This window comes from Sulfurimonas sp. NW7 (assembly GCF_051132265.1).
GTDB lineage: Bacteria > Campylobacterota > Campylobacteria > Campylobacterales > Sulfurimonadaceae > Sulfurimonas > Sulfurimonas hydrogeniphila.
Genome location: NZ_CP093235.1, coordinates 1,287,060 through 1,304,005 on the forward strand (window position 1 = coordinate 1,287,060; position 16,946 = coordinate 1,304,005).

Here is a 16,946-nt window from a genome sequence, read left to right on the forward strand (position 1 = left end):
TAAAGAAACTTAGTCTATTTAGACAAAGCATGTAAATTATACTTTCTTTTGGTTTAAATAAGCATAATAAGTGTAAAATATTTTAAAAAAAATTAAAAAGTGTGTATATAGGAAGCAATTAGGTGCAAGGTTTTATCATTAATTTAAATCGCGTCAAAGACGAAGATTTAATAGTAAATATTTTATCTCAAAACAGCTTAGATACCCTTTACAGATTCTACGGTGCACGCCATGGTGTGATAAATATAGGTTTTAAAATTGATTATGAAGTCGAAAACTCGGCAAAATCCACTATATCAAGACTTAAAGATGTTATACACATTGGATACAGCTGGATAAATGATTATAATCTTTTGCGATTATGGCAGGATTTTTTAGGGCTTTTCTATAAGCACTTGAAAGACTCTGAAGATATTGGTTCTTTTTATTTTGATTTAATTGAGGAAGCTTCACAAAACTGGAACAGACAAAACCCCAAACGCGTAGCTATTGAAGCCTATACCAAACTTTTGGAGCATGAAGGACGGCTGCATAAAGATATGCACTGCTTTTTATGTTCCAAAAAAATTGATGGGGATGTCTCGCTCTTGCGTGCATATCTTCCAACGCATGAACAGTGTTCGCATACGCTCGCAATCAACAAAAAAGGACTAAAAGAACTCTTTAAAAACAAATCTTCTCTTTTTTTAGACAACCAGGAAGTAAATCGGCTCTGGAATGTTCTGCTTGAAGGTTTATAATTTACATATTTTGTTGTATTCTACTATCATGCCATGATATCGGGCATATATAAGGTTTAAATCTTTACATGTAAAGGCCTCTTTTATGCCTGATTCCAAAAATTCTTTATACTGCATATAATTTTTAAACTCTATGTCAAAACTCTTTAACAGCCTTTTTGTATAACTGTCTACAACCATCTCATCTCTAAAACAGGCATAACAGAGAATAGCGTCCGCACTCTCCTGTCCGATGCCTTTTTGCAGTAAAAGCCACTCTCTGCTTACCTCTTTTTGAAAAGATGCAAAATCACCAAATTCATTTTGAATGTTTTTTGCAAGCTGCAAAAGCCTTGGTGCTTTTTGGTTATAGAATCCGCTTGGACGAATCTTCTCTTTTAAGACGTCTGCATCCAAAGCGGCAAAACTGTTCAAATCCAAAAACATGTCTAAATTCTTTAAAGACTTTTCAACATTTTTCCATGTTGTGTTTTGCGTCAATACAGCACCTGCAACAACTTCAAAGGTTCCCGCATTGGGCCACCACAATTTCGGCGAATACTGCAACAGGTTTTTTGCTTCTAAAAAATCATATATCTGCAGAGAATTTGTGTACATGTAAACCTTTATCTAAATGGGTACTTCTAAAAATCTAACATCTCTTTCTTGCCACAAGAGAGGCTACACGGGTATCTTCGCCTCGCAGATTCACTTCGTCTTTTTCTTCATAGTAGATAATATCAAGCCCGATAAAAGCATGCAGCAATTCATTTGTACGCAAAAGGTATTCAGGGTTTGCCGGCTGATTAAAATCGCCGTGTGCCACAATAAAAGTTTCAAAAATCAACAGGCCGTTCGGCTTGAGAGCTTCTTTGATCTGCGGCAACAACCTTCTGCTCAAATAGTTAATATTGATAATGAGATCGTACGTATTTTTCTCTAAATTATAACTGTCCAGGTCAGCTTCTATTTTATTTACTTTCTCATCATCTTTTATCTGAGAAAGTGCATAATCACTAAAATCCACAGCATCAACTTCAAAACCTTTTTCTGCTAAAAAGTGCGTATTTCTGCCAATTCCGCAGGCAATATCCAAGGCTCTGTCTCCTGCTGCACAATCTATATACTTTTCAACTATCGGTTCTACATTTTTTCGCATCGGCTTCTCTACATGGCGAATATTCCAACGTTCTTTATCTTCTATCATTCTCAACCTTTCTTATCTTAAGAGTTTCGGAGTTACTCAGCATAAACTTTATATGCTATTATATTGAAATTTTTTTGTATACACCTTGAACCGATAAAACAAACATACATTATTTTCAGGAAGCTTTAGTATGAAATTTTTTTTATTTTTATTTGTTTTCTTACTTTGTGTGCTCCGTGCCGAATCCATAGATACAAATTCATCGTATCTTGATACTGCGCATAAAATAATTTCTGACAAAGTCACAGGCTATTCAGACACCCTTGATCAGACGATCAGCAAACTGTTTACAGGAAAAAAAGCACAAAATAGCTATGATGATTTTTTTAAAAATGAAAAATATTTCAATGAAACAGAAAAATCATTTGTCAGTGTAAATCTAAATACACAATTTCAGTCAAAATACAAAGAAAAAAGTACCCTGAACATAAATGCCAACATTGCCCTCAAAAGAACAAATCAGAAGCTTAATCTTTTTATCTCAGGCATCAATGAAAACAAAAACATAATAGACAAAAATGCTGCCACAGAACTTGGTCTCAACTATTTCAGATCAGACAGTTACGAGATCCAAAGCAGGTATTCCATTGGAATCAGAGGCTTTTATCCGTTTGTCAGAGCACGATATTATAAAGTTTTTATTGCAAAAAACTGGAAAATCGAACCTATGCAGATTTTTGAGTATTCGAGTAAAGAGAGTTTTACAGAAAGAACTTTCATCTATTTCGACAATACACTTACAGACAGATCACTGTTAAGGCTCACCTTACACAGAGAAACAAAAACAAAGGTAAAGGGAATGGACTATGATATCTCGGCACAATACTATTGGAACTTTAACAAAAAAAACATCCTAAGTATATCTGAAATATTTTCCGGCAATACAGAATATACAACAGAACAGTCTTCTAAAAAATACAGCGGTATAAATAATTATGCTACAGTTTTGACTTTTAGAAAAAACATATGGAAAAAATGGTTTTTTTATCAGATCAGTCCCTCTGTAAACTTTCACAAGGAAAACAGTTACAAAGCAAATTATGCAATTGCATTTTTAATAAATCTTTATTTTGGCGATTTTGACTAAAAGTTCATGAAAGTCTGTTTTTGTAATCTTCATATCCAAACTCTTTTACAAGTTCAATTGTTCCGTTTTTGCGCTTTATCACCAAAGAAGGAAGTTTCACACCATTAAAGGTGGTATTTTTGACAAAAGTATAATGAATTTGATCTTCAAATATAACAGTATCTCCTACATGTAAAGGGGAATCAAAAGAGTAATCCCCCATGATGTCACCCGCAAGACAGGTGTTTCCGCCTAAACGGTAGGTATATTTTTTTTCATTTGCTATGCCTGCATTTCTTACTTGGGCACGATACGGCATTGCCAGTGTATCAGGCATATGTGCTTCTGCAGAGGTGTCAAGAATGGCAATATTCATACCGTTTTGAAAAACATCCAATACTGTTGACTGCAGATATCCTGTTTCCCAACCGACGGCCTCTCCGGGTTCCAAATAGACATCAATATTATATTTTTTACGAAATTCTTTGATTATCCAAACAAGTTTCTCTATATCATAGCCTTTTTTGGTTATGTGATGTCCTCCGCCAAAATTAATATATTGCAAATTTTTCAAATATCTTCCGAATTTATCTTCAAAAGCCGCTAAAACCTGTTCAAGCGCATCTGCATTTTGCTCACAAAGCGCATGAAAATTGAGTCCGTCTATCTTTTCAAGCAGTTTTTCATCAAAATTCTGCAGAGTTGTTCCCAGTCTGCTGTACAAACCGCAGGGGTTGTATATATCGACTGGAGAAGAAGAGACTTCAGGGTTTATTCTCAGAGAAACATGAATATTTTTATTGATTTCTTTGACTTTCCAAATATATTTTTCCAATTGATTTGGAGAATTAAAGACTATATGATCAGATATTTTGGCTATTTCTTCAATCTCATCATCTTTATATGCCGGAGAATAAGTATGCACTTCTGCATCCGGGTTGTATTTGCAAAATTCTTCACGGGCAAGTTTTGCCTCATACAGACCACTGGCTGTACAGCCTTTTAAATATTTTGCCACCAGTTCAAAAGTGCTCCACATTGCAAAGCCCTTGAGTGCCAAAATAATTTTGGCACCGCTTTGTTCTTGCACATACGCTAAAGTTTGCAGATTCTTTTCTAAAAGGGTTTCCTCGCATATATAACACGGTGTTTTAATTGGATTCATTTGTTTAGTCTAGTTCTTGAATCTTCCAAGGCAATCCCTGTTTATTGAGCTCTTCCATAAACGGATCAGGATCAAACTCTTCCATATTATGCACCCCTGTTTTGTACCAGACTTTTTCAAGCATCAACTTTGCACCTATCATCGCAGGAACTCCCGTCGTATAAGAGACAGCCTGAGAGTTCACCTCTTTATAGCATGCTTCATGATCACTTACCTGATAAATATAGATTTTTTTCTTTTTGCCGTCTTTTATGCCCTCTGCCACAATACCGATATTTGTTTTTCCTTTTGTACGGGGACCAAGAGAAGCCGGATCAGGGAGCAGTGTTTTTAAAAACTCTATCGGAACAATTTGTTGCCCCTGATGCTCAATCGGCTCAATTCCCAGCATGCCTACATTTTCAAGACACTTCATATGCGTAAGATAACTCTCGCCAAAGGTCATAAAAAACCGAATACGCTTAAGCCCTTTTATATGCTTGACAAGGGATTCCATCTCTTCATGATAAAGCAGATAAGAATCTTTAGGTCCGATTTCAGGATAATCCCAGACCATTTTTATCTCCATCGGCTCTGTTTCTATCCATTTGCCGTTTTCCCAGTATCGCCCGTTTGCAGAAACTTCACGAAGATTGATCTCAGGATTGAAGTTTGTTGCAAAAGGATAGCCGTGATCACCTGCATTGCAATCAAGAATATCAATAGTATGAATTTCGTCAAAATAGTGTTTTTGCGCATAGGCACAAAAAACATTTGTCACACCCGGGTCAAAACCGCTGCCAAGCAAACCCATAATACCTGCTTCTTTGAAGGCTTCATCTTTTTCCCATTGCAGTTTATACTCAAATTTTGCCTCATCGGGATGTTCATAGTTTGCAGTGTCCAAATAATCTGTTTTTGTTACAATACAGGCGTCCATAATTGTTAGGTCCTGGTAAGGAAGTGCCACATTGATAACTATATCCGCCTGCACTTTATTTATCAAATCTGCTATCTCCTGCGTATTGTCGGCATCAAGCGCATAGGTTTCTATATCTGCATCTGGCAGTTCTGATTTAATATCATCGCATTTTGATTTTGTTCTGCTTGCAAGTACTATTTTTCCAAATACCTCTGCATTCTGTACACATTTATGCACAACGACACGGCTTACGCCGCCCGCACCTATTATTAACGTTGTATTCATTATAATTCTCCCTATACTAAAGCATCAGCTAATGTAAAAATCCATATCATAAGTGTAACCAATAAGCTTAACAGAACTAAAGTCGCACCGGCATCTTTTGCCTGTTTTGCCAAAATATGATACTCGTTAGTCACCAAATCCACAACTCTTTCAATGGCACTGTTTGCGACTTCTGCCAACACAGGTATAAACAGTGAAATAAAAAGGATACTTGAGTGTACAAAACCTACCGGCAAACTCCAGGCAACAATACCCATCACCGCAAGCATAAAAAGCTGCCACTTAAATGATGTTTCATTTTTCACTATATCTATAAAACCCTCTACTGCATACATACCATTTTTATAAAGATTATGTTTTGGTTTATTCAGCTTCATATTTTTCTCTCATTTGTAAAATTATATCCCGTAACTCTTTTGCTTTTGTATCAATCGGCAGAGGATTTCCAAAATAGATTTTAACTACTCTGCGCTTAAAAATATTCCTTTTGGCACCTTTTGGCCTATATTTTGCAAAAGAACTGCCAAATATACCTTTATCTATATAAAAAGGAACAATAACACCCTCATAATCTTTTGGAATCAGCTCATAACCTCTCTTAAACTCATGTATATTTCCGTCCTGTGATATTTCGCCTTCGGGAAACAAAGCGACAATGCTGCCTTTTTTTAATCTTTTATGTGCCTCTTTGATGGCATCTTTAAAAGCTCTTGGCGAAAGAGGGATTGCTTCTCCCTTTTTAAAAACAGCGTGAAAAAATTTCCAGTTATAAATATCTTTGTCCATCATATAATTTATTCGTCTTGCTATTGGAAGCTGCAATAAAATCCAGTCAAGCCAGCTGACATGGTTGCCAAGCAGCAACACAGCTTTATTTTGCGGGATATTTTCCAACCCTGTGTAAATATATTTATGTCTTAATGCTGCAATAAGACCCATGAGTGAAAAAAACATCTCTACTACATATCTTTTATATAAATTACGTATCAGATAAATGCCTATCATCCCCATAAAATAAAAAAGCAGTTCAGCATTCATCCCGAAATATGCGAATACCGTTGTCAACAATAAAAAAGTAAACATAAATATGTTTTGTATAAAATTATTTGCTGCCAAAATAATTCCAAGATGTACACGTGAAGCCAGATACTGAATTCTTGCATTTAACGGTACCAAAATAAATGCCGCAAAAATACCAAAGAGTGTAAACATAATTGCAATGAATGTCATAGAATGCAAAAACGGCACACTCAAAACAATAAGCGTTATAATGGTTGCCCCTATCCCCGCCAAACCGACATTGATATAAAATCTTGAGAGTTTTGCAACCATAACTGATCCGACAACAATGCCTATACCTGCAAGTGCCATCACACCTTGCACATAAATAGTGTTGGTTACATGTAGCTCATCTTTTGCATATTCGCCAAATACAGCCAAAACAACCTGTGATATTGACCAGAAAAGACTGAGTGCGATAATCGCATCAAAGATTTCTCTGTTTCTTCTGACTGTTTTAATGTTTCTGAACAAATAGACACCGCTCACATACTTTTTTAAGCGAAAATCCCGTTTGCTCGCTTCTATCATTTTATTTGGCAGTTTTGAGGCTAAAAACCACTCAATTATCGAACCGATCACCAAAAGCCAGCCCAGAGGCGCAACAGTTTGCAAAATTTGGGACTCTGTTACCAAAGTATCCCTGTACATTCCCTCAAATAAAACCGTATAAAAAATAATACCGCCAAGGATCGCAACGGTTGTGATTGCCTGAACAGCACTGTTGGCACTGCTGAGAAATTTCACACCAACCAACTCTTTTATATATCCGTATTTCGCCGGGCCGTAAATTGCACTCTGCATGGCAAGCAAAAAGGTTAAAATAAAAGCAAAAACAAAATACCCATGATAATAGGCATAGGTAATACCAAGGGTAATAATCACCGCAAAAAGAGCAGCATACTCCATAATTTTGTTTTTGGCAAATCTGTCTGCCAAGAAACCCGAAGGAGAAAAAATCAAAATAAAAGGAAGTAAAACCAAGGCATTAACGATTGCCGTCAAGACAATTTGTGTACTTCCGTCATAAACCTTAAATATCGTGTTTTGTATAATGATTTTATGCCCGAGATCTGTAAAAGCATTCAGAAAAACCACTGCAAGATAATTGATAACACCTGCTATTTTAAACATTTTCTTCTTGTGCTAAAAGCGTACTCCATCCTTCATAATAGCCCTGCTCTTTTTTTATTGCTTCAAAAAGTTCATTAACAACTTTTCTTACTTCCTCTGTAGTTACTGCATGTGTTTTCACAAGAGCAATACCGTTTTCAAATTCATCACTGCTTATTTCGTCTTTAAAACTAAAGCCTTCAAGAGATAAAGAGTTTAAAAATTTATTTTTTTGCGTAGGTGTTGTAAATGAAACATAATGTTCCACTGCTCTTGGAATTTCTAAATTATCGCCTTCTTCTTTGAGTAAAAAAATAATTTTTTCGCTTTCTATATGACACAGTTCCAAATCATTCGGAGCAAGGTTTTTATAATGAAAATCCCATTTTGTATCACGGACTACATTGCTTTCATAAATATAATGAGCTGGTTTTAGCATATTTGCCACTGCAGCATCCAAGCCTTTTGAGTCAGCCGCGTAAAAATAGAGCTCACTCCATCCATCTACAACTCTTGAACCGACGTACTTTGCTTTGTCTTCATGTTCAAGAGTTATAATCAAAGATTCTTTTACATCCAAAAACTCTTCAAAGCCCTCTGCGCTTTCATCCAAAGCATCAAACTTTATAAATACACTAAGCAGCCATCCGTACTTGTTACTATATGCATAAGCATTTAAATCTACTTCTATCGACACTTGATTACCGTCTTCATTTCTTAAAAATATTTCTCTCATAAACTCTCAATCTTTTTTTTCTTTATTATATCAAAGATTATTCTTTAATATCGATAATAATTATTAAAATTAAGAATATTTAAAAAGAAAAAGTATATAATTTCCGCATCAAAAAGATTTTGATAGTAAATATCACAATCAACAAAAAGGATAAAAAAATGAAAAAAACAAACGTATCACTAGTATTAGCAAGCATGTTACTGGTAAGCAGTGCCTCTTTCGGGGATGACAAAACAGATATTCTCAAGCTTCAACAGGAAGTGAAAGATCTCAAAGAAATGACACAGATTCTTGTTGATGAAACAAGTGATTTAAAAACCGGCTTTAATTATACCAAAGTTGATGAGAAAAAGCGTTATACCGGTCTAGGTAGTGCTGCTTCTAAAGTTTACTACTCAAAATCACCGTTAAGTATCGGCGGATACGGTGAAATGTATTATTCAAGTACACAAAAGGCTGGTTCTGAAACACAGATAAAAAGATTTATAACATATTTTGGATATAAGTTTGCTGACAATATCATTTTAAACTCGGAAATTGAGTATGAAGGCGGCGGAGTAAAAGCTACCAGTACAGGTGCGACCGGTGATACTGTAGCTGTTGAATTTATGTACCTTGACTTCATCGGGAACAAAAACTTCAATGCACGTCTTGGTAACTTCTTGCTCCCGATGGGTTTAATGAATGAACAGCACGAACCGACACTCTTTACAACGATACAGCGTCCAAATACAGCGAAGTATATTATTCCGACTACATGGAATACTTCAGGGGCAATGGTTTACGGTGAAATTGCAGATGGCATAGAGTACAAAGCCTCTATAGTCACAGCACTGCAGATAACGGATACCGGGGACAAGTGGGTAAGAAACGGCCGCGGCAGCGGGCGTTTAGTGAAAAATCCGGATGCAGCAGGACAGATAAGAGTTGACTACACCGGAAAAAGCGGTTTGCTTATCGGTGCTTCATCATACTTTTCAAAAGATTTGCTTATGGTAGATGTTCATCTTGACTACAAAATAGGCGCAGCAAGAATTTACGGTACCTATGCACAAAACAAAAGACTTGATACAAATGCAAGTCAACAGGTTACAGCAAATTACGGCGGTTTCTTAAATGCAAGTTACAATATTGCCTCTTTAATAGGTACAGACAAAAAAACACCTCTTTTTGTGCAATATGAACGATATAATCCGCAATCAGAAGTAAGCAACGGCGGAACTGCAGGTGATGCCATAACAGATATGACACTTGGGATTAACTTTTTCCCACATGAGCAGGTAGTCCTTAAAGCTGAGTATGTTGTCTCAGACAATGCGGCGACAGGGAACATTACCGGCATATCTTTAGGTTTTGTTTTTTAAAAACATTCGGACATATTTTCTCCTTTATAAGGTTTTGCAGCAATTTTACTGCAAAACCCCAATTATTTTGCTAGAATTTTAAAAATAAAATATTTAAAGAATTAAGCTATGAAATATATTTCACTATTTATACTGCTATTGACACAACAGCTATCAGCCCAACTCCTTGTATCTCCTATTGATGCAATGAAAGAAAATTTTGATCTTAATGCAACAATTACCAAGAAGAATATTATTCTGACCCATGAAAAATTTAAAACAGTACAAAAAAATGCAGGTGTAAAACTGACTACAAAAATCTACAGAGTATATATAGCCGAAAAAAACGGAAAAATATTAGGATACGGCATACTTGTTAACAGAAAAGTTCGTTCCAAAAATGCAGTAACACTCTATTTTTTCAAAGACTCTGTTTTGCAGGGGATAGAAGTCATTGCCTTTAATGAAACACTGGAATATCTTCCGCCAAAAAGATGGACGCAACAGTTTAAAAACAAAAAAACTGACAAGTTGTTAAAACTCAATCGTGAAATAACAAATATCTCAGGTGCAACAATGAGCGCAAAGAGTCTTACTGATGGTTCGCGTATAGCATTTGCCATATACAATATGCTCTATAAGGATAAATAATTGCGTTTTACTCTTATAAAAGACTTAAAGAAAGATTCATCGATCAAACCTATGCTCAACGGCTTGCTCGTTTTCATGCTTTTGTATTTTGCTGCTGAAGTTTTTGTAGATTCCAGCAACTTTGGTCTTTTTTATGAACAGGTAAAATTCACACTTTTTGGAAATGAAGAAAATTTCCTCGAACCCATCTCCGAAGCCTCGTTTTTGGAATATATTCATACCAAAATATTTTTCATGATGATGATACTTCTCACACTCAGTGCTATATTTATCCGCTTAGCCGCAAATGACACTCTTAAACTTTTTTGTCTTAACAGTGTGATGACAAGTGCGCTGATTATGCTCATTGCCCTTACGCTTTCATATTATATACATCCTTTTTTTGTGTATATTTATCTTGTAACATATTATTTATGGCATTTGTGTGCATTTTACATGGTTATTTATTCATTATGGAGCCTTAATTTTGCAAAAAGCCTATAACCTTGCTATATTTTACTTTATTCTCTTTTCAATACTCCTTCTTATAAGCAGCAGTATTCTTTTTGCATCCAAAATCGGCTTCACGACCGAAGGTGTATTAACATACTATCTTGGAAATGAAGCACTTTTCATAGCACCTAAAACACCAGGCGGCATACTGAAAATCATCTTGCCGCATATTTTTGCCTTTGGACTTTTCGTAATGGTGACTGTGCACTTTTTACTCTTTACACACAAAAAAAGAACAAGAGAACTGCGACTGCTTACATCTGCTCTGTTTATACTCTCATTTTTAGAAATTTTTACACCGTTTGCTCTTATAAACGGTTTTGAATCGCTTGCATTTTTAAAAATATTTTCATTTTTTTTCTTTGAAATTGTCATATTGTATACTTTGTTTATACTCTTTAAAAGTATTTTATATGATTAATTGGCTACAATATTTGCTATGAAAACACTTTTATTATTTTTATTACTTCTTATTACATGTAATGCTTCCTTTGCAAACGACAACAAAGTGTGTCAAAAATGCCATCCTTTAATCTATAAAGAATATTATGATTCAATTCACAGAAAGTCATCGCTTGCTAATGATGCAATATATAGAGCGGTCTTTGAGAAAGAACACAAAGAAAAAGAAAGAAGCAAATGCAACAGCTGCCATGCACCAAGCGCAAAAAACCTGCAACAGGAAAAAGAAGAACCGATATCATGTATCTACTGCCATACAATCAAAAATATTCAAAAATATGATGAAGCGAACAAAAATATTTTAACAGGAAAGAAAAAAGACTTCTTTAGTGCCCAAGAAGATAAAAGAAACAAATCCAAAGTTACATATGAAACAACAACTTCTTTTTTTGGTCTTATCAAACGCTCTAAAAATTCTCCTTATCACCAAATTGAATACAACAATGAAAACTACTATAACGGCAATGTCTGCATGGGATGCCATTCACATGTAAACAATGCACATGATTTTGATATCATCATGCTTGATGCGTATATTGACAAAAAAGACAAAAACACCTGCATATCCTGTCATATGCCGCAAACCATGGGCAGCAAAACAACACTCAGCGACAGTAAGACTCATGCCTATCATGGCATAGCAGGTCTGCACAAACTCAGCAAAAGTCTCGGAAAATATATCAATTTTCATGTACAAAAACATGAAAAAGGCTTTCAGGTAAGCATTGAAAATCTTGCCAATCATGCTCTGTTCGGACAGGCCTACAGAGAAGGAGTCCTCAATGTTACAATCATTCGCGGAGCAGACAAAATAGTTCAGGAACCTTATATATTTACACGTATTTTCGGAAAAGGCGACAAAGAAAGTATGCCTTTTGAAGCAACGAATATTTTAAAAGATACCCTTATTTATGCGAAAAAAAATATTGTCTACAACACAAAGCTGCAAAAAGGTGATAAAATTGTACTAACACTTGGTTTTCGGCTTATCTCAAAAAAAGCAGCAAAAGAGTTAAAGCTGCAACATAGCAAAGAGCTTACCAAAATAAGAATTCTAAAAACTGAATCATTTAATTTTTAATAAACATATCAGTATATTCAGCTATATTTTTGCTTATAACAAGTTTTTTATCTGCTTGCAAAATAATGTAGCCTATCTTCTTAGAATCTAAAAATGCATATGTTTCTTTTATCGGCATAACACTCGCAGCCGTTGCATATGCATCGAGTGTTGCTGATGGAAGTTTTGAGACAAGCGTTATAGAGATAAATTTTTGTTCTGATTCTTTTGTTTTTGGATTAATGAGATGATTATACTTTGTGCTTTTTATATAACGATTATAATTTCCGCTTGTGCTCACACCGCTGTTATGTATTATAAATGTAACCAAAGGATGTGTCACATCCAAAGGATTATTAACGGCAATTTTACAGCTGCCTATGCATCGAATGTCTCCGCTCAGGGCAACAACTGCCTTTTTCACCTTGTTTTGCAGTAAAAATTCACTGACTTTGTCTGCTGCAAATCCCTTTCCCATACCGCCAAGATCTATTTTTACTGCATTGCCTAAAAAAGCCTCATCTTTATCAAATCTAAGTTCATTAACAGAAACAGAACTTTTTTCAAGTTCATTTTTCAAAGCAATACACTCTTTGGCACCAAATCTGTATAAATCTTTCGTAATTGTTCCTATCGCAATATTAAAGTACCCGTGTGTTTGCTTATAGTATTTTAAAGAAAGCGTCAAAGCTTCATAAGAATACTTGTCTAAAGATGCATGTCTGTTTTGATTAAGTTGAGATATTGGAGAACTCTTTTTATAAGTAGAGAGCGAGTTATCGACCCTTTTGATAATCTCAAAAGAGGGTTTAAAAAATTTTTTATCTTCCTTGTCGACAGATATTGACACAAAAGTACCCATCAATACTTTTGTACGCTGTATCATCTGTGAATCTGCATTACATGTAACAAATACAGAGACAAGAAGAAAAAATTTGTACATCAGTTAAATATCAATAATCTCATTTACTTCAAGTCCAAATCCGCTCAGTCCTACAAAGTCGGTTTTTTTCATAGAAGTAATAAGATTCATTTTTGAAATACCAAATGATTTAATAATCTGCGCCCCTATTCCAAACTCTTTTATGGCCGCATTGTCCTGATGATGTGTTTTGTTTATAAAAACCAACAAACCGCTGTTTTGCTTCAGATATTCTATAGAGTTGATCAAATTATTGTATTTCTCTTGTTGCAAAAGCAGTTCACAGTCAGGAATTACATTATGAACCCGTACATTTGCAACTTCACCTGCATTGTAAAAAAGTATCGCTGTATGTTTTATACCATCATGGTCTTCAAATGTATGTTGCTGCACTTTGACACCGAAAAACTCTATCTCCTGCACCTCTGTCTCTTTTACAAGTCTTTCATTCGAAAGTCTATACTCAACAATATCAGAAATAAATACTGTATGCAGATCATGTTTTTTGGCAAAAATATCCAAATCATCACGACGGGCCATTTCACCATTATCTTTAATTATTTCACAAATTACCCCCGCTTCACTCAGCCCTGCCAAACGGCACAGATCAACAGAGCCTTCCGTATGGCCTGTTCTTACAAGTGTACCGCCCTCTTTTGCAATGAGAGGAAAAATATGTCCCGGTTTTACCAGTTCATCCGGCTTTGAAATGGGGTTGGCTAATATTTTTATAGTATCGTCCCGCTCTTTAGCTGAAATTCCTGTCAGTGCATCTTTAGCATCAACAGAGACTGTAAAGGCAGTTTCATACGAAGAAGTATTTGAACTCACCATAGGATTCAAATCAAGTCTGTCGGCAATAGACTTAGAAAGAGCAACACATATAAGCCCCCGTGCGTGCATTGCCATAAAGTTTACATGTGCCGGTGTAGAAAAGGCAGCCGCATAGACCAGATCGCCCTCATTTTCTCTGTCTTCATCATCAACCATAATAACCATTTTACCTTTTTTAATATCTTCTATAGCCTGTAAAACTCTTTCTATCGGTTTCATATTTTCTCTTTATTTATTAATATTTTTCTTTTCTTTATTATAGGAAAATTAGTATTAAAAAGAGTTCAAAAAAAAAATTAATACTTTTAATAAAAAACTCTTGACATAAAAGAAATTTTTGTCTATAATTTCGCTCACAAACACAGAGTAAAAGTGTTTGAAACACCGCGGAATAGAGCAGTTCGGTAGCTCGTCGGGCTCATAACCCGAAGGTCACAGGTTCAAATCCTGTTTCCGCAACCAATCTTTAATCTACAAAGCATTGGGGTATCGCCAAGCGGTAAGGCACCAGTTTTTGGTACTGGCATTCGGGGGTTCGAATCCCTCTACCCCATCCACCTATTTCAAATACACATAAAATAGGCACTTTCAAGTAATTGATTTAATAACTGTCAGCTGATTTTATAGGATTTTTACTGACAATATGACTGACACTTACAGTAACATTTTTACAACTTTTCAAAAACATACAACCTATCCATTCATCATCTATTTTTTGTTATAATAGCTTATCTATTTAAGGAAGTATTTTATGAGTAAGAATCCAAACAATAAAAATATCATTTCAAAAATTGTATCTGTCTCTCAAGCTATTGAAGGATATACTACAACAAATACTTCTGTTATAAAAAAAGCTCAACTCCTTAGAAAAAAATATGGCATCAAAGTATCAGTTAGTAAGTAGTGAGTTTTACTACGATAACAGTGATGTTCCTAGAAACAAATTTAATATCAAAGACACAGAAACTGTCCATGAGATAGAAAGAGAGCTCCTGGAAGAAGCATATACTGTCTTTTTCAATGAACTTAACGAGAACACTCATTTTGATGAGATATATTTCATTTCACTACACAAAAGAACGTTTGAATCACTATATGATTGGGCTGGACTATACAGGGATTTCAACATGGCAAAAGGTGAGTCAAGATTTTGTCAAGGTGAATTTGTCAAAAGTTCATCTCAAAAAATATTTACAGATTTAGCTAATGATAATTTTCTCAAAGATTATACATCACGTCCAAAATCAGAGTTTGTAAAAAAGCTGGCTTATTACAAATGTGAACTTAATGCCCTACACCCTTTTTATGAGCTCAATGGGAGAATTACAAGGATGTTTATTGATATGATAGCTGCATATAATGGGTATCAGTTTATAGACTATTCTCACATTACTCCAAGTGAGTACATTGATGCTGCTATAGAGTGTGTACAGTTTGCAGATAGCTCAGCTTTAGAAAAAATCATTTTCAATGGACTATCGAAGTAGTAACTGTTGATAATTGGCGTTTGAATATCTAAAAAATGTGGCATAAGGTAACAGATGAAGATGAAATTAGATTTCTGGAGATGCTGTCTTGATTTTTAGGGGCATTATACATTTTAATATTGAACACCTTGCAAAAATTGCAAATGTATTAGAAGTAGATTTAACTGATTTTTTTCATGCTCTAAATCTAAAATAATCAAATAGCAAAGTTAATCACAGTCCCAAAATACAACAAAATACAAATAAATATTATAATTACAATTAACCTGTATCATCAAAAATATGTTATACTTAGGTAACTAAAGGAGGTAATTACAGATGCAAATATCTTTAAATATTCAAGATGATGTTTATCAAAAACTCAAGAGTGCTGGCATTGATATGCAATCAAAAATTAATGAATACCTTCTGAATCTAGTAGATAGAAAAGATGATTACTTAAACTCTAAGCAATTTCAAGAGGATAAAGCTTATTTCCAAAATGCTTTAGAAAATATTGAAAGTGGAAAGACAAAACCTCTTTCACATACAGAAGTATGGAATACAATAGAACATTATACTAGCAATTAAGTATGAAAATTATCTATGAGCCAAGGTTTATAAATTCTTTTAATAACATTTGGGACTATATTGCACAAGATAGCAAGAATAGAGCAAATCAATTTAAAAAAGGGATAAAAAAATTAATTGAAGATATGCACCATATGCCTTACAAATGTAGAAAATCAATTTACTTTGATGATGATAATATCCGAGACTTGATTTATAAAGGGTATACAGTTGTATATAAAGTTGATGAAGAAAAATCAATCATTACAGTTTTAGGTATTAAAAAGTATAAAGCAGAATTGTAGGTCACTTTAATTTTTAGGGGTATATTTTTATTTTGTATTTAAAAAATACAATAAAACAGGGATACAGTGAAACCCTCTACCCCATCCACCCCTTAAAACCCCTAAAATAAGCACTTTAAATTTGAATTGGCAGAGCAAGAATCCGAACAATAAAAATATTATCTCAAAAATTGTATCTATCTTTCAAGCTATTGAAGGATATACTACAACAAAATACTTCTGTTATAAAAAAAGCTCAACTCCTCAGAAAAAAGTATGGCATCAAAATATCAGTTAGTAAGTAGTGAGTTTTACTACGAGAACAGTGATGTATCTAGAAACAATTTTAATATCAAAGACACTCAAACTATCCATGAGATAGAAAAAGAGCTCCTAGAAGAAGCATATGCTATCTTTTTCAATGAAATCAATGAAAGCACTCGTTTGACAACTGCTAAAGAGTTCAGGGTTTAATTTGGAAAAATGGCAACAAAAGAGTGCACAGGCTATATTTAAACGCTTGTTTGTTGCCTCTTATGCCTGTTTGCTTGTATGAGAGACAGAACATACAAACAGTAAAAATATGTTGGAAATCAGAAAGTTTTTAGTTC

The 16,946-nt window shown here is 34.6% G+C and carries 21 protein-coding genes and 2 tRNA genes; 14 read left to right on the plus strand and 9 right to left on the minus strand.

Annotation, left to right across the window (positions count from 1 at the left end):
- Positions 1–122: 122 nt before the first annotated feature.
- On the plus strand, positions 123–740 hold the full coding sequence (gene recO / locus MLC35_RS06730) for a recombination protein RecO (RefSeq protein WP_418640384.1): 618 nt from the start codon (positions 123–125) through the stop codon (positions 738–740).
- On the opposite strand, the gene MLC35_RS06735 is transcribed toward recO, so the two are convergent.
- Positions 735–1,337 carry a 3-methyladenine DNA glycosylase gene (locus MLC35_RS06735; RefSeq protein ID WP_346388827.1) on the minus strand — a complete coding sequence of 201 codons (603 nt, stop codon included), beginning with the start codon at positions 1,335–1,337 and terminating at the stop codon, positions 735–737. The two genes, recO and MLC35_RS06735, sit on opposite strands and share 6 nt — an antisense overlap.
- Positions 1,338–1,371: 34 nt before the next feature.
- Positions 1,372–1,926 carry a class I SAM-dependent methyltransferase gene (locus MLC35_RS06740; RefSeq protein ID WP_418640385.1) on the minus strand — a complete coding sequence of 185 codons (555 nt, stop codon included), beginning with the start codon at positions 1,924–1,926 and terminating at the stop codon, positions 1,372–1,374.
- Between the two features lie 130 nt (positions 1,927–2,056).
- Between MLC35_RS06740 and MLC35_RS06745 the strand changes: the two genes are divergently transcribed.
- Positions 2,057–3,013, plus strand: coding sequence for a hypothetical protein (locus MLC35_RS06745; protein WP_434636283.1), 957 nt, complete (start codon positions 2,057–2,059; stop codon positions 3,011–3,013).
- Positions 3,014–3,017: 4 nt separating this feature from the next.
- Here MLC35_RS06745 and nspC read toward each other — a convergent pair whose 3' ends face one another.
- From nspC to MLC35_RS06770, 5 genes are read right to left on the minus strand one after another with little or no spacing between them, the layout of a single operon-like run.
- On the minus strand, positions 3,018–4,157 hold the full coding sequence (nspC, locus tag MLC35_RS06750) for a carboxynorspermidine decarboxylase (RefSeq protein WP_434636284.1): 1,140 nt from the start codon (positions 4,155–4,157) through the stop codon (positions 3,018–3,020).
- 4 nt (positions 4,158–4,161) lie between these two features.
- Positions 4,162–5,343 carry a saccharopine dehydrogenase family protein gene (locus MLC35_RS06755; RefSeq protein WP_418640388.1) on the minus strand — a complete coding sequence of 394 codons (1,182 nt, stop codon included), beginning with the start codon at positions 5,341–5,343 and terminating at the stop codon, positions 4,162–4,164.
- Positions 5,344–5,354: 11 nt separating this feature from the next.
- Positions 5,355–5,720, minus strand: coding sequence for a diacylglycerol kinase (locus MLC35_RS06760; protein ID WP_418640389.1), 366 nt, complete (start codon positions 5,718–5,720; stop codon positions 5,355–5,357).
- Positions 5,707–7,536, minus strand: a complete 1,830-nt coding sequence (locus MLC35_RS06765; RefSeq protein ID WP_434636287.1) for an MFS transporter — start codon at positions 7,534–7,536, stop codon at positions 5,707–5,709. The genes MLC35_RS06760 and MLC35_RS06765 overlap by 14 nt, the downstream gene beginning before the upstream one ends.
- The gene (locus MLC35_RS06770) at positions 7,529–8,251 is read right to left on the minus strand and encodes a DUF695 domain-containing protein (protein WP_434636289.1); all 723 of its coding nucleotides are present in this window, start codon (positions 8,249–8,251) and stop codon (positions 7,529–7,531) included. The genes MLC35_RS06765 and MLC35_RS06770 overlap by 8 nt, the downstream gene beginning before the upstream one ends.
- 158 nt (positions 8,252–8,409) lie before the next feature.
- Between MLC35_RS06770 and MLC35_RS06775 the strand changes: the two genes are divergently transcribed.
- From MLC35_RS06775 to MLC35_RS06795, 5 genes are all read left to right on the plus strand, one after another.
- On the plus strand, positions 8,410–9,615 hold the full coding sequence (locus MLC35_RS06775) for a porin (protein WP_434636291.1): 1,206 nt from the start codon (positions 8,410–8,412) through the stop codon (positions 9,613–9,615).
- 108 nt (positions 9,616–9,723) lie between these two features.
- Complete coding sequence (locus tag MLC35_RS06780; protein ID WP_151900178.1) at positions 9,724–10,245, plus strand: FMN-binding protein; 522 nt, start codon at positions 9,724–9,726, stop codon at positions 10,243–10,245.
- Positions 10,246–10,728: a hypothetical protein gene (locus MLC35_RS06785; protein WP_434636293.1), complete on the plus strand. Its 483-nt coding sequence runs from the start codon at positions 10,246–10,248 to the stop codon at positions 10,726–10,728.
- Positions 10,712–11,158, plus strand: a complete 447-nt coding sequence (locus MLC35_RS06790; protein WP_346388835.1) for a hypothetical protein — start codon at positions 10,712–10,714, stop codon at positions 11,156–11,158. Before MLC35_RS06785 ends, MLC35_RS06790 begins: the two co-directional genes overlap by 17 nt.
- 18 nt (positions 11,159–11,176) lie before the next feature.
- On the plus strand, positions 11,177–12,280 hold the full coding sequence (locus tag MLC35_RS06795) for a multiheme c-type cytochrome (protein WP_434636295.1): 1,104 nt from the start codon (positions 11,177–11,179) through the stop codon (positions 12,278–12,280).
- Here MLC35_RS06795 and MLC35_RS06800 read toward each other — a convergent pair.
- Together MLC35_RS06800 and MLC35_RS06805 are read right to left on the minus strand one after the other, a co-directional pair.
- Complete coding sequence (locus tag MLC35_RS06800; protein WP_434636298.1) at positions 12,270–13,202, minus strand: FAD:protein FMN transferase; 933 nt, start codon at positions 13,200–13,202, stop codon at positions 12,270–12,272. The two genes, MLC35_RS06795 and MLC35_RS06800, sit on opposite strands and share 11 nt — an antisense overlap.
- A gap of 3 nt (positions 13,203–13,205) precedes the next feature.
- Positions 13,206–14,234 (minus strand): bifunctional 3,4-dihydroxy-2-butanone 4-phosphate synthase/GTP cyclohydrolase II, encoded by a 1,029-nt coding sequence (locus tag MLC35_RS06805; RefSeq protein ID WP_346388838.1) that lies wholly within the window; start codon positions 14,232–14,234, stop codon positions 13,206–13,208.
- Positions 14,235–14,400: 166 nt separating this feature from the next.
- Here MLC35_RS06805 and MLC35_RS06810 point away from each other — a divergent pair.
- From MLC35_RS06810 to MLC35_RS06840, 7 genes are all read left to right on the plus strand, one after another.
- Positions 14,401–14,477 (plus strand) — tRNA-Met (locus MLC35_RS06810).
- Between the two features lie 20 nt (positions 14,478–14,497).
- Positions 14,498–14,572: transfer RNA gene (locus tag MLC35_RS06815), tRNA-Gln, on the plus strand.
- Between the two features lie 194 nt (positions 14,573–14,766).
- The gene (locus MLC35_RS06820; protein ID WP_188110057.1) at positions 14,767–14,919 is read left to right on the plus strand and encodes a hypothetical protein; all 153 of its coding nucleotides are present in this window, start codon (positions 14,767–14,769) and stop codon (positions 14,917–14,919) included.
- A complete protein-coding gene (locus tag MLC35_RS06825; RefSeq protein ID WP_151900176.1) occupies positions 14,891–15,502 on the plus strand; it encodes a Fic/DOC family protein in 612 nt (203 codons plus the stop codon). The genes MLC35_RS06820 and MLC35_RS06825 overlap by 29 nt, the downstream gene beginning before the upstream one ends.
- 318 nt (positions 15,503–15,820) lie before the next feature.
- Positions 15,821–16,072, plus strand: coding sequence for a hypothetical protein (locus MLC35_RS06830; RefSeq protein ID WP_434636301.1), 252 nt, complete (start codon positions 15,821–15,823; stop codon positions 16,070–16,072).
- A 2-nt stretch (positions 16,073–16,074) separates the two neighbouring features.
- Positions 16,075–16,356, plus strand: coding sequence for a type II toxin-antitoxin system RelE/ParE family toxin (locus MLC35_RS06835; RefSeq protein ID WP_434636303.1), 282 nt, complete (start codon positions 16,075–16,077; stop codon positions 16,354–16,356).
- Positions 16,357–16,611: 255 nt separating this feature from the next.
- The gene (locus MLC35_RS06840) at positions 16,612–16,809 is read left to right on the plus strand and encodes a hypothetical protein (protein ID WP_434579846.1); all 198 of its coding nucleotides are present in this window, start codon (positions 16,612–16,614) and stop codon (positions 16,807–16,809) included.
- The last annotated feature ends 137 nt before the right edge of the window (positions 16,810–16,946 follow it).

Bases quoted from the DNA above. Each gene is read 5' to 3' on its own strand.
- MLC35_RS06735 (WP_346388827.1), bottom strand. From the start codon at position 1,337: ATGTACACAAATTCTCTGCAGATATATGATTTTTTAGAAGCAAAAAAC.
- MLC35_RS06740 (WP_418640385.1), bottom strand. From the start codon at position 1,926: ATGATAGAAGATAAAGAACGTTGGAATATTCGCCATGTAGAGAAGCCG.
- MLC35_RS06745 (WP_434636283.1), top strand. From the start codon at position 2,057: ATGAAATTTTTTTTATTTTTATTTGTTTTCTTACTTTGTGTGCTCCGT.
- nspC (WP_434636284.1), bottom strand. From the start codon at position 4,157: ATGAATCCAATTAAAACACCGTGTTATATATGCGAGGAAACCCTTTTA.
- MLC35_RS06755 (WP_418640388.1), bottom strand. From the start codon at position 5,343: ATGAATACAACGTTAATAATAGGTGCGGGCGGCGTAAGCCGTGTCGTT.
- MLC35_RS06760 (WP_418640389.1), bottom strand. From the start codon at position 5,720: ATGAAGCTGAATAAACCAAAACATAATCTTTATAAAAATGGTATGTAT.
- MLC35_RS06765 (WP_434636287.1), bottom strand. From the start codon at position 7,536: ATGTTTAAAATAGCAGGTGTTATCAATTATCTTGCAGTGGTTTTTCTG.
- MLC35_RS06770 (WP_434636289.1), bottom strand. From the start codon at position 8,251: ATGAGAGAAATATTTTTAAGAAATGAAGACGGTAATCAAGTGTCGATA.
- MLC35_RS06775 (WP_434636291.1), top strand. From the start codon at position 8,410: ATGAAAAAAACAAACGTATCACTAGTATTAGCAAGCATGTTACTGGTA.
- MLC35_RS06780 (WP_151900178.1), top strand. From the start codon at position 9,724: ATGAAATATATTTCACTATTTATACTGCTATTGACACAACAGCTATCA.
- MLC35_RS06795 (WP_434636295.1), top strand. From the start codon at position 11,177: ATGAAAACACTTTTATTATTTTTATTACTTCTTATTACATGTAATGCT.
- MLC35_RS06800 (WP_434636298.1), bottom strand. From the start codon at position 13,202: ATGTACAAATTTTTTCTTCTTGTCTCTGTATTTGTTACATGTAATGCA.
- MLC35_RS06805 (WP_346388838.1), bottom strand. From the start codon at position 14,234: ATGAAACCGATAGAAAGAGTTTTACAGGCTATAGAAGATATTAAAAAA.
- MLC35_RS06820 (WP_188110057.1), top strand. From the start codon at position 14,767: ATGAGTAAGAATCCAAACAATAAAAATATCATTTCAAAAATTGTATCT.
- MLC35_RS06825 (WP_151900176.1), top strand. From the start codon at position 14,891: ATGGCATCAAAGTATCAGTTAGTAAGTAGTGAGTTTTACTACGATAAC.
- MLC35_RS06830 (WP_434636301.1), top strand. From the start codon at position 15,821: ATGCAAATATCTTTAAATATTCAAGATGATGTTTATCAAAAACTCAAG.
- MLC35_RS06835 (WP_434636303.1), top strand. From the start codon at position 16,075: ATGAAAATTATCTATGAGCCAAGGTTTATAAATTCTTTTAATAACATT.
- MLC35_RS06840 (WP_434579846.1), top strand. From the start codon at position 16,612: ATGGCATCAAAATATCAGTTAGTAAGTAGTGAGTTTTACTACGAGAAC.